The 13,988-nt window shown below is 62.8% G+C and carries 14 protein-coding genes and 1 tRNA gene; 6 read left to right on the top strand and 9 right to left on the bottom strand.

All coding sequences use genetic code 11. From position 1 onward, the window contains the following. Positions 1–55: 55 nt before the first annotated feature. Positions 56–128: transfer RNA gene (locus tag J7I86_RS08185), tRNA-Trp, on the bottom strand. Positions 129–380: 252 nt separating this feature from the next. Between J7I86_RS08185 and J7I86_RS08180 the strand changes: the two genes are divergently transcribed. Next, positions 381–1,610 carry a pyridoxal phosphate-dependent aminotransferase gene (locus J7I86_RS08180; RefSeq protein ID WP_214818970.1) on the top strand — a complete coding sequence of 410 codons (1,230 nt, stop codon included), beginning with the start codon at positions 381–383 and terminating at the stop codon, positions 1,608–1,610. A gap of 143 nt (positions 1,611–1,753) precedes the next feature. Here the strand turns inward: J7I86_RS08180 and J7I86_RS08175 are convergent, their stop codons facing one another. Together J7I86_RS08175 and J7I86_RS08170 are read right to left on the bottom strand one after the other, a co-directional pair. After that, complete coding sequence (locus J7I86_RS08175; RefSeq protein WP_214818969.1) at positions 1,754–2,428, bottom strand: response regulator transcription factor; 675 nt, start codon at positions 2,426–2,428, stop codon at positions 1,754–1,756. Continuing rightward, positions 2,425–4,119: a PspC domain-containing protein gene (locus J7I86_RS08170; RefSeq protein ID WP_214818968.1), complete on the bottom strand. Its 1,695-nt coding sequence runs from the start codon at positions 4,117–4,119 to the stop codon at positions 2,425–2,427. Before J7I86_RS08170 ends, J7I86_RS08175 begins: the two co-directional genes overlap by 4 nt. A 126-nt stretch (positions 4,120–4,245) precedes the next feature. Between J7I86_RS08170 and J7I86_RS08165 the strand changes: the two genes are divergently transcribed. From J7I86_RS08165 to J7I86_RS08145, 5 genes are all read left to right on the top strand, one after another. Beyond that, a complete protein-coding gene (locus J7I86_RS08165; RefSeq protein ID WP_214818965.1) occupies positions 4,246–5,832 on the top strand; it encodes a PspC domain-containing protein in 1,587 nt (528 codons plus the stop codon). A 1-nt stretch (position 5,833) separates the two neighbouring features. Next, entirely contained in the window at positions 5,834–6,253 is a 420-nt protein-coding gene (locus J7I86_RS23250) for a hypothetical protein (protein WP_214818964.1), read from the top strand. A gap of 49 nt (positions 6,254–6,302) precedes the next feature. Continuing rightward, the gene (locus J7I86_RS08155; RefSeq protein ID WP_214818960.1) at positions 6,303–6,551 is read left to right on the top strand and encodes a PspC domain-containing protein; all 249 of its coding nucleotides are present in this window, start codon (positions 6,303–6,305) and stop codon (positions 6,549–6,551) included. A 200-nt stretch (positions 6,552–6,751) separates the two neighbouring features. Next, the gene (locus tag J7I86_RS08150) at positions 6,752–7,777 is read left to right on the top strand and encodes a 6-phosphofructokinase (RefSeq protein WP_214818959.1); all 1,026 of its coding nucleotides are present in this window, start codon (positions 6,752–6,754) and stop codon (positions 7,775–7,777) included. A gap of 17 nt (positions 7,778–7,794) precedes the next feature. Then, on the top strand, positions 7,795–8,544 hold the full coding sequence (locus tag J7I86_RS08145; protein WP_214818958.1) for a GNAT family N-acetyltransferase: 750 nt from the start codon (positions 7,795–7,797) through the stop codon (positions 8,542–8,544). Positions 8,545–8,667: 123 nt separating this feature from the next. Here J7I86_RS08145 and J7I86_RS08140 read toward each other — a convergent pair whose 3' ends face one another. The 6 genes from J7I86_RS08140 to J7I86_RS08115 all read right to left on the bottom strand — a co-directional run bounded on the left by J7I86_RS08140 (position 8,668) and on the right by J7I86_RS08115 (position 13,823). Beyond that, positions 8,668–10,185 carry a DHA2 family efflux MFS transporter permease subunit gene (locus J7I86_RS08140; RefSeq protein ID WP_214818957.1) on the bottom strand — a complete coding sequence of 506 codons (1,518 nt, stop codon included), beginning with the start codon at positions 10,183–10,185 and terminating at the stop codon, positions 8,668–8,670. Further along, positions 10,169–10,798, bottom strand: coding sequence for a PadR family transcriptional regulator (locus J7I86_RS08135; protein WP_214818953.1), 630 nt, complete (start codon positions 10,796–10,798; stop codon positions 10,169–10,171). The genes J7I86_RS08140 and J7I86_RS08135 overlap by 17 nt, the downstream gene beginning before the upstream one ends. 125 nt (positions 10,799–10,923) lie before the next feature. Beyond that, positions 10,924–11,316: an ankyrin repeat domain-containing protein gene (locus tag J7I86_RS08130; protein WP_214818951.1), complete on the bottom strand. Its 393-nt coding sequence runs from the start codon at positions 11,314–11,316 to the stop codon at positions 10,924–10,926. Then, positions 11,313–12,398, bottom strand: a complete 1,086-nt coding sequence (locus J7I86_RS08125) for a folate-binding protein YgfZ (protein WP_214818948.1) — start codon at positions 12,396–12,398, stop codon at positions 11,313–11,315. Before J7I86_RS08125 ends, J7I86_RS08130 begins: the two co-directional genes overlap by 4 nt. Before the next feature lie 54 nt (positions 12,399–12,452). After that, complete coding sequence (locus tag J7I86_RS08120; protein WP_214818946.1) at positions 12,453–13,172, bottom strand: flavodoxin family protein; 720 nt, start codon at positions 13,170–13,172, stop codon at positions 12,453–12,455. Between the two features lie 51 nt (positions 13,173–13,223). Next, the gene (locus tag J7I86_RS08115) at positions 13,224–13,823 is read right to left on the bottom strand and encodes an FABP family protein (protein ID WP_142938340.1); all 600 of its coding nucleotides are present in this window, start codon (positions 13,821–13,823) and stop codon (positions 13,224–13,226) included. Positions 13,824–13,988: the final 165 nt, after the last annotated feature.

Below are 13,988 nucleotides of genomic sequence, written 5' to 3'. Positions count from 1 at the left end.
GATCAGAGCCATGGTTGCTGCGCGTGCCCCGGCGTTTCCGCCGGAACAGCTTGCGCAGGGCAGACAGGACTCGAACCTGCAACCTGCGGTTTTGGAGACCGCTGCGCTACCAATTGCGCCACTACCCTATGGATCAAATCCATGTTTCAGGCCGCACTTCAGCCTGTGGTGCTTTTCAACACCGGTGAACCAGTCTACGCAAGAATTTCGCGATAGTCGAACCGGCCCGATTCCGGACCTCCCAGCCCTAAAAGCCTGTGACCAGCATTATCAGTCACAAAGTTCTGCAGGCACCCGGGGGCTCCGCAGAACAGCATAAGGTAGTTTACGTCGAATCCCATCATCCAGCCCCCGAGCTGCCTGCGAAGAACGGTACATAGATGTCTGCCGGAACAACTACCGCCCGCATTTCACAGCGAATCTCCGCCATTGCAGAATCCGCCACCCTTGCCGTTGACGCCAAGGCCAAGGCACTGAAGGCCGCGGGACGTCCCGTGATCGGATTCGGTGCCGGCGAACCCGATTTCCCCACCCCGGACTACATCGTCCAGGCCGCCATTGAGGCAGCGGGTCAACCGAAGTACCACCGCTACTCCCCCGCCGGGGGTCTCCCCGAGCTGAAGAAGGCCATCGCTGAAAAGACCCTGCGGGACTCCGGTTACGAGGTGGACCCGTCCCAGGTCCTGGTGACCAACGGGGGCAAGCAGGCTGTCTACAACACGTTCGCAACCCTGGTGGATCCAGGCGACGAAGTCATCATCCCCACCCCCTTCTGGACTACGTACCCGGAGGCCATCCGCCTTGCCGGCGGCGTGCCCGTCGAGGTCTTCGCCGGCCCTGAACAGGGCTACCTGGTCACCGTCGAGCAGCTTGAGGCCGCTGTGACCGACAGGACCAAGATCCTGCTGTTCGTTTCCCCGTCCAACCCAACCGGCGCCGTTTACAGCCCCGAGCAGGTCGCGGAGATCGGCAAGTGGGCCGCGTCCAAGGGGCTTTGGGTTGTTACCGACGAGATCTACGAGCACCTGACGTACGACGACGTCGAGTTCACCTCCATCGCCACCGCTGCGCCGGAACTGGGCGACAAAGTTGTCATCCTCAACGGCGTTGCCAAGACATACGCCATGACCGGATGGCGGGTGGGCTGGATGATCGGCCCGGCCGACGTCATCAAGGCAGCCACCAACCTGCAGTCGCACGCGACCTCCAACGTCTCGAACATCATGCAGATCGCCGCTGCCGCTGCCGTCACGGGTCCGCTCACCGCCGTCGACGAAATGAAGGTTGCCTTCGACCGCCGCCGCAAGGCGATCGTTGCCGGCCTGAACGCGATCGATGGCGTTGAATGCCCGACGCCGACCGGCGCCTTTTACGTCTACGCGGACGTTCGCGGACTGCTGGGTAAGGAATTCGAGACCTCCAACGGTCCCGTCCGGCCCCGGACTTCGGCTGAACTTGCCACCCTCATCCTCGACGAAGTCGAAGTTGCGGTGGTACCGGGCGAGGCATTCGGCCCTTCCGGATACGTGCGGCTGTCCTACGCACTGGGCGATGACGACCTCGCCGAGGGTGTCCGCCGCATGCAGGAGTTCCTGGGCAAGGCCAAGTAGCAACCAGCCAACGCAAACGCTCTTCCACCGTGACAGGTGGAAGAGCGTTTGCGTTTAAGGCGCGGGAAGTGAGAGAGGGGTCGGGAAATCCCGACGGGAAGTGAGAGAGGGGTCGGGAAATCCCGACGGGAAGTGAGAGAGCGTCAGAGGAGGCGGCGTTCGGCCGCCCACTTGGTGAGTTCGTGGCGGCTGGAAAGCTGGAGCTTCCTCAAGACCGCCGACACATGCGTCTCCACCGTTTTGATGGAGATGAACAGCTCCTTGGCCACCTCCTTGTAGCTGTAACCCCGGGCGATGAGCCGCATGACTTCAAGTTCGCGGGCGGAAAGCTTGTCCAGCTCGTCGTCGGCGATGTCAGCAGGTGCGGTACCGAAAGCGTCCAGCACGAAACCTGCCAAACGGGGAGAGAAGACGGCGTCGCCGTCGGCCACGCGGATGACGGCATCGGAAATCTCCTTGCCGGAAATGGTTTTGGTGACGTACCCGCGAGCACCCGCCCGGATGACCGAAACTACGTCCTCAGCGGCGTCGGACACGCTCAAGGCCAGAAAGCTGGTGGAGGTGAGCAAGGACATGGAACCGGCAATGACTTCACGTCCGCCACCACCCAGACCGCCGGGAAGGTGGACGTCCAAGAGCACCACTTCAGGCCGGGTCTCGGCTATGACGGCGATGGCCTGCTCGACGGTTCCGGCCTCGCCCACCACATCAATGCGTTCGTCGAGGTCCGCCTTCAACCCGGAGCGGAAAATGGTGTGGTCGTCCACTATGACGACGCGCACCCTGCGTCTGGCACCGTTTTCAGGGCTGTTGTTCATTGCTTCGCTTCTCCATTCCGCTGTTCGCCGTTCCGCACGTCGCCGTTCCGCTGCTCGCCGGCGTCTGCATTCAGTGACGGAAGGGCCAAACGGACTTCCGTTCCATCGCTGCTGCTGTTGATGACCGCTGTGCCGCCGTGCCGCTTCATCCGGCCAATGATCGATTCCTTAACGCCCAATCTGTCTTCCGGGACAGCTTCGGGGTCGAAGCCCGGGCCGCGATCCTTGATGAAGATTTCCGTACTCCCGGCGGTGCTTTCCAAGTACACCGATACTGTTCCGCCCCCGTGCCGGGCGGCATTGAGCATGGCCTCCCTGGCTGCCTGGACCATGGCCTCATGCCGATCCGTCATGTCAGTATCTCCGACCGTGACCACCTCCACCGCATGCCCGTGGGAGTCCTCAACCTCGGCCGCGACTGCCTTGATCCGTTCCGCCAGTAGGCCGGACTCCTTGGCAGGATCACTGAACAGCCAGGACCGGAGCTCGCGTTCCTGGGCCCTGGCGAGGCGCACCACATCCTGCTCGGAACCCGCACGCCGTTGAATGAGCGCCAAGGTTTGAAGCACGGAGTCGTGCAAGTGTGCTGCGATCTCCGCGCGCTCAGTTTCGCGGACGCGTCCGGCCCGTTCGGTTTCGAGGTCCTTCCAGAATTTCAGGCCCCACGGCAACAGCACCAGGGCAACGCCGCCGAGGACAGCCACGGATGCCAGCAGCGCCAGCCAGGTCTGCTCCCAGGATCCCGAACCGGACACCATCACCAGGACGCCGGCCACCACCAAGGCCAAACCCGCTGCCAGGCGCGTCCATCCACCTGCTTGGTCGGCCTTTGTTTTGTCCACCAAGCCGGCTCGTCGGGTCTCATCGAGCTGCATCCAAGCGATCGCAGCGCCACCCAGGATGGCGGCGGCCGGAATGAGTGTGCCCAATGGGACGTCAACGCCGAACTGGCGGGCGATCAAGATTGCAGCAACCAGGAGAAGTGCCGCTCCGAGCAGAATTTCTTTGCCGTACTGGATCTTGCGGAACGAGAACCAGGACGCCAAGGTACTTCCGCTGCCCTCGCCTGCGGCGTCCCGGGAACCCGCCCAGTCCCGGTTTCCGGCCCAGTCCCACGCTGATGAGGCGCTGCCGAAGGCAGCAGGTTCGGCGCCTGCAGTGCCCGAAGGAGGCCCGTCGGCTGGCTGACCCACAAGGGAACCGCCGCTGAGTGCCGAATCACCGGCCGGGAAAGGACCGTTGCCGGGCACAAAACCGCTAGCCGGCACAGAACTGCGGGCCGGGACAGAACTGCCGGCCCTGCTGTAACCAGGAACAGGAGAGCCGCCCGGGACGGAGCCGAACACCGGAGGTGCGCCGGCCACCGTCGGCGACGATCCGGCGTCGTACGTGTTTGACGGCGCGGAAGCGCCCGCGGTGGGGACGGACGCAGACGGCAGGCTCACCGCAGGAGCAATGGGCGACGCCGGCCGGCGGGCGTTGCGCTCGGCGTTCTCGTCCGCGGTAGGAACCATGGTCCACAGCCACGCGTAGAAGGCCACACCTGCACCGCCCGCGAAACAGGCCAGGATCATGCCCAGCCGGACGAGCTTGACGGGCCACCCCAGGTGGTCGGCGAGTCCGCTGCAGACGCCCGCGATCATGCGGTCGCTGCTGCGGACCAGCGTGGGGCGTTGTACAGCGGTTGTCATGTACCAATCCAAACACGGATCGCCGGTGCCCCGGACCGGAAACCGGACTTGTTCGGGGGTCCCTCAGGGATCATTCAGGGTATCCCCCAGTAGAGGACAGGGTGGTCCGGACGGCAGGATCGAAGTATGAACGCGAACAGCATGAACCCAGAGGAACCCGGAACGCCAGGCACCGCCGGCGGATCCGGCTCCAGCGCCCATACCGGCGCTTCCACCGGTGCCACTGGCGCCACATCCGGGACACCTTCGGGGACACCCGGAGAGTCCGCGGCTCCTTCGGGAACCGGTCCCGCCAGCGGCAACTACACGCCGACCGGCGCCGCTCCGGCAACCTCCCAGCAGAACTTCTTCGACTGGATCCGCAACCAAGGCATCCGCCGGGGACCAGACCGTTGGATCGGCGGCGTGGCGAGCGGTGTGGCCCACCGGTTCGGCATCGACCCCCTGATTGTGAGGGGCATCTTCATTGTCCTGGCACTCTTTGCAGGCGTAGGTGTACTGCTTTACGGCGTTGCCTGGGCGCTCCTGCCTGAGCCTGACGGCCGGATCCATGTACAGGAAGCCGCCGCGGGCCGGTGGTCAGGGGGCATGACCGGCGCGTTGATCACCACCATCATCGGCCTGCCGAGCCTGGGCCGCGGCTTCTGGGGTTGGGGCTGGGATGGACTGCCGGGCGTGTTCTGGACGCTGTTCTGGATGGGCGGCGTTTTTTACCTCATCTATTTCCTGGTCCAACGGAACAAAGCCCCAAAGGGAACTTCGACTGTGGGCCAGCAAAACTACTCCGCCACGCCGTATTCCGCCGCTCCGGGCGGCACGGGCTACGGCACGCCGAGGTCGTTCGCGTCCACCACAACCACCGGCACCAATACCGGCGTACCCGTGTACGGCGCGGGCCAACCGGGCAGTAAAACCTATGGGCCTCCTTCCGCAGGCGGCGCCCACGGCCCCGCTGGTAGCTACGGCGCAGCCAGTGGCTACGGCGCGGGCGGCCGGTCAGGCTCCACGCCATCCGGCCCGCGTCCCCCTTACGGTCCCACTCCCCCGCACGAATGGCACCCGAAACCCGCCGCTCCAAAGCGTAAGGGTGCGGGAGCTGCAATCGTCTCAGTGTCAGCCGGTGCAGCGCTGCTCGCCGGTGGAACGTTGAAAGCGCTCGACGCCGGCAACGTCATTGAGTTGGGCAACTCGGGTAACGCCGTGGTGTGGGCTACAGGCGCGGCCGTACTTGGCTTGGGCATCCTCATCGCCGGACTTCGCGGGCGGACCTCGGGGTTCCTTGGCTTCCTCGCAGTGGTGGCTCTGATCATCGGTGGAATCTTCAATGTGGTTCCAAGGAACGGAGACCGCTTCACCTTCCATGACGTGAATTGGGCACCTACCAGCCTGGAGCAGGCACGGCTTGGCATCGACGTCACAGGGGCGCAAGGACGGGTGGACTTAAGCGACATCGTCCTGACGCCTCCGCTGATCTCCGAGGTGCTGATTCCGGTTGATGCCACAGCCAGCAACGTCACCGTCATCATTCCCGATGATGTTCCCGTGGAGGTCAGGGCCGATATGACCTTCGGCAACCTCAACGAACGTGGCACAGACCGCGGTGGCCGCCTCCAGGACGAGAGGACGCTCTACAACACTGAAAAGCCGGGGGCCAACCTCGTGGTGGAAATTGACGGCACGTTCAGCAACGTGACCATCCAGGAAGGAAACTGACATGAGCACCAACGAGCCAGGCAAGGCACGCGACGCGCAGCCAACAGAGCCGCTGCCCAGGGAGCAACGTCCTGCTGAAACCCGCCCCACGGAGGCCCTGCCCAGGGAAACCCGCCCCACGGAGGCCCTTCCGAAACCGAGCCTCCGGCAGATCCCGCTCACGCCGCCCTTGGAGCCCAGCTTCGCAGTGGAACACACGGACGACGACGAACCCCGGCAGGCACGCATAGGAACAGTGGTGTGGGGGTTGATTGTGATCGCCCTCGCCGCCCTGATCGTCATCTCCACACTCGGCTGGGTTACGTTGAACGGTACGTATGTGCTGATCGGCTTGATGATCGGTGCGGGCGCGGCACTGGTGGTCGGCGGGCTACTGTCAGCCCGTAAGGGTTCAAGCACACCAAAGAGCCCGGCCAAGTGACCGGACACAGCAACGTGACAAAGCAACCGCAACAGGGAAGGGTGTAGCCATGGACAAGTTCTTCAGCATCGTCAGGGGCTTCGGCCTGAAGCGTGGTCCGCAGCGTTGGATCGGCGGGATCTGCGGAGGAATCGCAGCAAAGCTCCGGGTAGACGTAGCGTACGTTCGGGTGGCTTTCCTGCTTTTCTGCCTGCTGCCCGGTCCCGCATTCGTGGTCTACATCCTGGGCTGGCTGATCCTGCCGGACCAGAACAACAAGATCCCCCTCGAATCCTTCATCACCCAACGCTCTCGGTAGTTGCCGGTTACAGCTAGCTGAATTCAACGAAACGCCCTGCCGGTTGGCGGGGCGTTTCGCTGTTTTCGGGCAGGTTTCCGCTACCGCACCGCCGGGGTCAAAAGTAACCGTTTGTGTCCCACCCCACATGCCCGTCTACAATCATGGGGAGCTCAGCGTGGCGCTCTGCACGTATTCCTCCAAGCCATGAGTGAGCAAACATGAAAATTGGCATTCTTACCAGCGGTGGCGACTGCCCCGGCCTCAATGCAGTGATCCGGGGATCAGTCCTCAAGGGCATTGCCATCCACGGCCAGGAGTTTGTGGGCTTCCGCGACGGCTGGCGCGGCGTTGTCGAAGGCGATGTGATCGACATCCCCCGCACCATGGTCCGCGGTATCGCCAAGCAGGGTGGCACCATTCTGGGTACCTCCCGTACCAACCCGTTCGAGAACGGGGGTGGCCCTGATGTCATCAAGGCGCACATGGAACGCCTTGGCGTTGACGCCATCATCGCAATCGGCGGAGAGGGAACACTGGCAGCTGCAAAGCGCCTCACCGACGCCGGCCTGAAGATCGTCGGCGTCCCCAAAACCGTGGACAACGACCTCGATGCCACTGACTACACCTTCGGTTTCGATACCGCCGTGCAGATTGCCACGGAGGCCATCGACCGTCTCCGCACCACCGGAGAATCCCATCACCGCTGCATGATCGCCGAAGTGATGGGCCGCCACGTGGGCTGGATCGCCTTGCACGCAGGCATGGCAGCCGGCGCCCACGCCATCCTGATCCCGGAGCAGAAGGCAAGCATTGAACAGATCACCGAATGGGTCCAGGAGGCCCACGATCGTGGCCGCGCCCCGCTGGTAGTAGTTGCCGAAGGCTTCGTTCCGGAGCACATGGAGTCCCCGCACTCCGAACGAGGCTTGGATACATTCGGCCGGCCCCGCCTGGGTGGTATCGCTGACCAGTTGGCACCAGAGATCGAGGCCCGCACGGGCATCGAAACCCGGGCGACGATCCTCGGCCACATCCAACGTGGTGGCGTTCCCACCGCCTTTGACCGCGTCCTGGCGACTCGCTTGGGCATGGCCGCAATTGATTCCGTAGTGGAAGGCCGCTGGGGAACCATGGTGGCCCTGAAGGGCACGGACATCTCCCATGTGGGCTTCGAGGAAGCCCTGGGCAAGCTCAAGACCGTGCCGCAACACCGCTACGACGAAGCGTCTGTGCTGTTCGGCTAGTCGGCTAGGCTGAATCCATGACTCTAGAGCCCGCGTCCGCTGCCATTATCCAGCTGGCGTGGGCTCGCCGTTTGGGGCTCGACGACGACGCTTTCGCCACCGCTGCTGCCCGGCTCGCCACGTCAGTGGCTGACCCCGGGGACATCGGCAACCGCATCTCCCGCGTGGACGATTCGGCGCGGACCTTGGTTTTCCTTCGCCTCTTCGGCGTCTCGGCGCTCGTGGGACCGCAGTGGGCACTTGATGCGGCGGCATCCATTCCCGATACCGAGCTCGCCCAACACGTGACGCTGTTGACCATTACGCGATCTCACGGCGGACACGGGCTCGGATCCTCCGCCTTGTTCTTTGCCGACGACCTCCCGCTTCAGCAACCTTCCGAGGAGCTCACGGTTTCCCACGGCAACCCTGAAGCCATCAGCCTGGAAAGCTTGTGCCCTCCGGATGACGTCAATGAGGTGGGCATTCAAGGACTCGAGCATCGCTTTACCATCATGCACCCAGAGGATGATCAGCCCACGCCCGTGGCCTGCGGAGCCTATTCCGAGTGGGAAGGCATTCTGGCCAACATGGGCGTTCTGGTTGCGCCTCCCTGGCGACGGCGAGGTTTGGGCACCCTGGCTGCATCCATCACTGCGCACGAGGCTTTGGCATCGGGCCTGACCCTCCAGTGGAAGGCCGACGTCAGCAATACCGGTGCGCTCGCGATGGCCCGCAGCCTTGGCTTTGCCACGGGCGGGCTCCACGCCAGCGTCATCCTCGGCTGACAAGGTACCGAACCGGCCCGGCTTTGAACCCGTAGAGGACTGGTCCTGCCCTGGAACAAGTAAAGACCGGCCCAAAAGTGGGCTGGTCTTTACCGTTTGCAGCGCTACTGCCTACAGTTTGCGCTACTTGCCGACAGATTCCTGCACGGCCGGTACCCCAGTGGTCTTTCCGGCCCAACCGCTGACGGACTTCGGCTTGCCAAAGAACATTGCCACCACTGCGCCCAAGAGGATCGCGCAGGCGGGCAGCAAGATGGACTGGCTCATTGCCGTCGAGAATCCCGCGTGGAGCGCCTCAGGCAACACTCCATTCATGGAGGCTTCGCCTACGGGTGCGCCCGCTGGAGCTGCAGGCAACTCCGCGGCGAGCCGGGACTGGATGAGGGCAGCGATGGCAGCCGACCCAAGGACAGCACCGATTTGGCGCGTGGTGTTGAAGACACCGGAGCCGGCCCCTGCCTGGCGTGGTTCCAGGTTGCGGGTAGTCGCGTTGGACACCGGCCCCCAGATGAAGGCGTTGGCAACACCCTGCAGCGCACTGGGCAGCAGGAACATCCAGATGGGCGTGTCCGGGCCCAGCAGGGACGCGGTCCAGAACAGTGCTCCGGAGAGGCAGACGAGGCCGAAGGACGCGAACCAGCGCGGGTTGGCACGGTCTATGAGCTTGCCAACGAACGGAGCGAGCGCACCCGAGATTACGGCCATGGGAATCATCAACAATGCAGACTGTGTTGGCGTCAAGCCCCGCACCGTCTGGTAGTAGAAAATGGTGGGCAGCGGGAAGGCCGTCACCGTGAAGCCCACGGCCATAATGGTGGCGTTGCCCAGGGAGAAATTACGTTCTTTGAACAGGCCCAGCGGCAGCAGTGGTTCCCCGCCGCGGCGTTCGAGAAGCCACTGCCAGGCCACAAACAGCACCAGAACCACAAGTCCAGTGATGATCAAACCCCAGACTGAGACAAAGCCGGTAACCGTTCCCCATTTGTACGTTTGGCCTTCCTGAATGCCAAACACCAGCAGGAACATACCGACGGCGGATAGCACCACGCCCACGACGTCGAACGTGTGGGTGTGAGTAGTAAGTTTCGGCACGAAACGCATCACCAGGATGAAGGCCACGATTCCGATCGGAACGTTGACGAAGAAGATCCATTCCCAGCCGAGGCTGTCCACCAGCAGGCCGCCAAGGATCGGACCTACCAGTACCGCCATGCCTGCAGTTGCTCCCCACAACCCCATGGCTGCGCCACGGCGGTCCGGCGGGAAGATACGCGTAATCACGGCCATTGTTTGGGGAGTCATCATGGCGGCGCCCAAGCCTTGCACGGCACGGGCAGCGATCAACATGGTGATGTCGCCGGAAAGCCCACACCACAGGGAGGCGAGCGTAAACACCACCAGGCCGATCAGGTACAGGTTCTTGGGTCCGAAGCGGTCACCCAGCCTGCCCGTAATCAGCAGTGGGACGGCATAGGCCAGCAGGTAGGCGCTGGTGACCCAGATGACGGCGTTGATGTCCGTGTTGAGGCCCTCCATGATCCGCGGGTTCGCGACCGACACGATGGTGGTGTCGATGAGGATCATGAAGAAGCCCACCACGAGTGACCAGAGCGCGGGCCACGGCTTAGCTACGTTTTCCAAGGGATTCCTTTGGCTTGTTTGAAAGTTCGGTTGGAGCTGGTTGGGGTTCATCCCAGGGCAGATGCCCGTTTCCCAACTCCTCAAGGAGGCCGCGGATCCACGCGATCTCCGTTCTGCGCATTGCTTGTTGATACGTGATGTCGATCCAGTACTTACGGTCCAGCCCTTTGGTCGTCACGGTGGCCTCGGCGCGGACGAGGAAGTCGAGATCGGCTTTCAGTGCCACAACCCTCTCCTCCAACAACTCCATCACCACTGCGGCGGGAAGGTGGTGGGCCTCGGCAATTGCGTGGGGAAAGACGGGGTATTCGTTGACGGGCGTGGAGAGCATGGCCTGTAACCGTGCATCCAAGGCAACATGTCCGGCGGAGGTAATCCGGTACGTGGTGCGTTCGGGACGGTTGCCTTCGCGCTCTGTTCCCGTGGCCTCCACAAGCCCGTTTTCCTCGAGCCTGCCCATGGCGTGATAGAGGGTGCCGGGGCGCACTTTGACCAAGCGGTCTTCGTGACGGGCCATCAACAACTGGTACATCTCGTACGGGTGCATGGGCTCCTCCGCGAGAAGGGCCAATGAGGCCACGCCGAGCGGGGTCAGTTCAGCGACTTTGGGCACGATTACCCCCTTCCGGATCAAATAGTCCACAACAACTATTCCACGTGGAGTATCTGGACGCAAGAAAGGCTGGACGCAAGAAAGCCCGGCCGCGAAGCGGCCGGGCTTTCCATACACAAGCTGCGTTAGCCCAGTAGGGCCTGAATTTCTGACCTGGCGAACATCGTGGCGGCATCGCGCGCAGAAGGCGTACCGGCGTCGGGATCCGCCCCGGCATCCAACAAGACCCGGGCAACTCCGGTGTATCCCTTGAAGACCGCTCCGGCGAGTGGGGTCTGCCCGCGGTCGTTGGGGGCATTGACGTCAGCGCCGTGATGGAGGATGAGCTGTACGGCTTCCTCGTGGCCGTGATAGGCCGCAAGCATCAGGAGGGAGTCGCCGGCGGCGTTTGTTAGCGTGGCAGGAGCGCCGGCGTTTAGGTAGCCGCGCAGCAGCTCGGCGTCCCCTTCGCGGGCAGCATCGAACAGGGCATGGGCCAGGGCCAACGTTTCGTCGTCGGGGCCTGTAGCTTGGCTCATCGGTGGGGTCCCTTCAGGAATCCGGTCTGGCGCCCGACAACCTGGCCGGCGTCGGGGGCGACGATCACTTCCTGGGCTGCGATGTAAGGCTCCTCGCCGTCCATCACCGTCAGGGTTTCCTCCGCCGAAATGGACCGCTTAATAACGGCCAAAGCAACAGGGCCCATCTCAAAGTGCTGCGCCACCGATGTCAGAGTACCTACCTTGCGCTCCCCGGCAAATACAACACTGCCAACGGCCGGCAACGTGTGCTGTGAGCCATCAAGCTGCAAGAACACGAGCCGCCGCGGCGGATGGCCGAGGTTGTGGACGCGGGCAATAGTCTCCTGACCCTTGTAGCAGCCCTTGTTCAGGTGCACCGAGGTCCTCAAAAGATCAAGCTCGTGCGGAATAGTCTTCTCATCGGTCTCGGCACCCAAACGGGGCCGCCAGGCAGCAATCCGCAACGCGTCTGCAGCCATGGCACCGGCCAGGGGCAGGCCTTCCACAGCTTGTTCCAGCTCGGCGCGCGGGACAAGGTACTCGAACCAAGGGCGCTCGAGCCCTGGATGTGATTCCTCGGGGACGATGCTGTAGGCATAGCCGCCAGGGCTGACGTGAGGCCAGGGATCCTCCCATACCAAGCCACCGGAAAGCTGTTCCACGGGCTTGGTGGCACCCACCACAGCCCATTGCCCGGAGACGTCCTGGATCTCCACGCGGAGCATGAACTTCATCCTGTTCAGCCACTCGGCCAGCGGACCTGCCTCGGCGGTCTCCACGATCAACCACGTAGTGCCGCCATCGTCAATGACACGGGCATCAAACTCAATCCGGCCCTGAACACTGAGCAGCAGCAGTTCGCTGGCCACCCCGGGCTGGTGGTTGGTGAGTTGCTGGGACGAGAGCGTGTTGAGCCAACTGAGCCGATCCGGGCCTGCCACGGTCACCACGCCTCGATGCGAAAGGTCCACGACGGCGGTACCGGTTGCCAGAGCGCGCTGCTCACGCAACGGCTCGCCATAATGTGCCGCTACGCCGGCGTCGAGGCCGGTATCTTCAACGGCGCCAGGGCGCGACAACAGGGGGCTCTTGTAAGTCATATGTAGTAGAAGTCCTTGCGGCTCAGCGGTATTCCGCGTGTGGCAATTTTCAGTTCAGCGGTATTCCGGGTTTTCGAAATCGAAGCGGGTGCCCGCCTTCCATTCCTCAGGCAGGTTGCCGTAGGCGGGGATTCCCCCGGCATCCCGCAGGAGCTTGGCCATATGGAGCAGGTTCCACGTCATGAAAGTGACGTTCCTGTTAGTAAAATCACTCTCCGGTCCGCCCGATCCTTCATCAAGATAGCTGGGCCCGGGGCCAACCGGGCCAATCCATCCGGCGTCGGCCTGGGGAGGAATGGTGAAGCCAATGTGTTGGAGGCTGTACAGCACGTTCATGGAACAGTGCTTGATGCCGTCCTCGTTGCCGGTGATCAGGCACCCGCCCACTTTGGGGTAGAACGCCCATTGGCCTTTGCTGGTCAACTCGCCCGAGTGGGCGTACAACCGTTCGATGAGCTTTTTGGTTTGTGACGAGTTGTCCCCCAGCCAGATGGGCCCGGCAATCACGACGATGTTGGCGTCGCGAACTTCAGGGTAGATCTCCGGCCACTCATCGGTCTTCCAGCCGTGCTCGCGCATGTCCGGATAGACACCACTGGCAATGTCATGGTCCACCGTCCGGATAAGCCGGGTAGTGACGCCCTGCTTCTCCATGATGTCCCGGCTGATTTTGATCAGGCCATCGGTGTTGCTGAGCTGCGGCGAGGGCTTCAAGGTGCCATTGAAATAGACGGCTTTCAGGCCCCTATAGCCATCCGGTTTGAGGTTATTCACTTTCTGCTCCTTCTGCTGGCTGCTTACTGGAACGTACGGTGAGGCCTCGAGTCAGGAAACCTTGTTGAGGAATGCCGAGGCGTGCGCTTCAAGAGCTTTGCCACTGGCAGCGACGTCCCAGCGCCACAGGAGGTTGCCGTCAACCAAGCCGAAGATCCGCGTCGCCGCCGTGTACTCCTTCGAGTGGCTTCCACGCATCACCATGTCGGTGCTCAGCTGGATCTGGGGTCCCTTGATTTGGCCATAGTAGAGCTCGGTAATTCCGCCAGGATGGGAGATCGACACCGAGATGTCGAAACCGCCCTCCTTGTTGCGACGCTCCTCGACTTCGTCGGCCGTCTTGAGGACGGGGACGATGTCGGCCGGAATAAGGCCGGGGCCGCCGTCGCCCTCTTCAAGCTTCCGTTCCAAAGCCCAGAACCCCGTCTCAACGGTCAAAGGCCGCAACTTTTCGCCGGCGTCATCACTGAGCCAGGTCTCGGCTCTGTACTGCAAGTACGGGAGCCCGTTGTGGGTGAAGGACACGTGCTGGACGAAATGCTCGGAATCCTCGTCTCCGCTGCCGAGCCGGCCGCGGCCTTCCCACTCACCAATGAGCCAGGAAAGGGGGACGAGTTCAGGCGTCAGATCTGTAGGGATCTCAATAGGCACAGCGATTACCTCTGTTGGGCTGCAGGATCAGAAGGGTTACTTCTGGCCCTTGAAAAGACGGTAGACGACAAAACCCGCAAACCAAGCCATGGCGACGCTGGCCAGGCCAAGGAGGACGAGGAAGAAGATTTCAAATGCGAGTACAGACATGATGCAATCCTAACC

Origin of the sequence: Arthrobacter sp. ISL-95, from assembly GCF_018613695.1 — a bacterium.
Lineage (GTDB): Bacteria > Actinomycetota > Actinomycetes > Actinomycetales > Micrococcaceae > Arthrobacter.
Note: the sequence above shows the minus strand (reverse complement) of the source record. Positions and strands in the feature narration are given on the sequence as shown.

Coding starts and splice junctions, on each gene's coding strand:
- J7I86_RS08180 (WP_214818970.1), top strand. CDS start 381: ATGTCTGCCGGAACAACTACCGCCCGCATTTCACAGCGAATCTCCGCC.
- J7I86_RS08175 (WP_214818969.1), bottom strand. CDS start 2,428: ATGAACAACAGCCCTGAAAACGGTGCCAGACGCAGGGTGCGCGTCGTC.
- J7I86_RS08170 (WP_214818968.1), bottom strand. CDS start 4,119: ATGACAACCGCTGTACAACGCCCCACGCTGGTCCGCAGCAGCGACCGC.
- J7I86_RS08165 (WP_214818965.1), top strand. CDS start 4,246: ATGAACGCGAACAGCATGAACCCAGAGGAACCCGGAACGCCAGGCACC.
- J7I86_RS23250 (WP_214818964.1), top strand. CDS start 5,834: ATGAGCACCAACGAGCCAGGCAAGGCACGCGACGCGCAGCCAACAGAG.
- J7I86_RS08155 (WP_214818960.1), top strand. CDS start 6,303: ATGGACAAGTTCTTCAGCATCGTCAGGGGCTTCGGCCTGAAGCGTGGT.
- J7I86_RS08150 (WP_214818959.1), top strand. CDS start 6,752: ATGAAAATTGGCATTCTTACCAGCGGTGGCGACTGCCCCGGCCTCAAT.
- J7I86_RS08145 (WP_214818958.1), top strand. CDS start 7,795: ATGACTCTAGAGCCCGCGTCCGCTGCCATTATCCAGCTGGCGTGGGCT.
- J7I86_RS08130 (WP_214818951.1), bottom strand. CDS start 11,316: ATGAGCCAAGCTACAGGCCCCGACGACGAAACGTTGGCCCTGGCCCAT.
- J7I86_RS08125 (WP_214818948.1), bottom strand. CDS start 12,398: ATGACTTACAAGAGCCCCCTGTTGTCGCGCCCTGGCGCCGTTGAAGAT.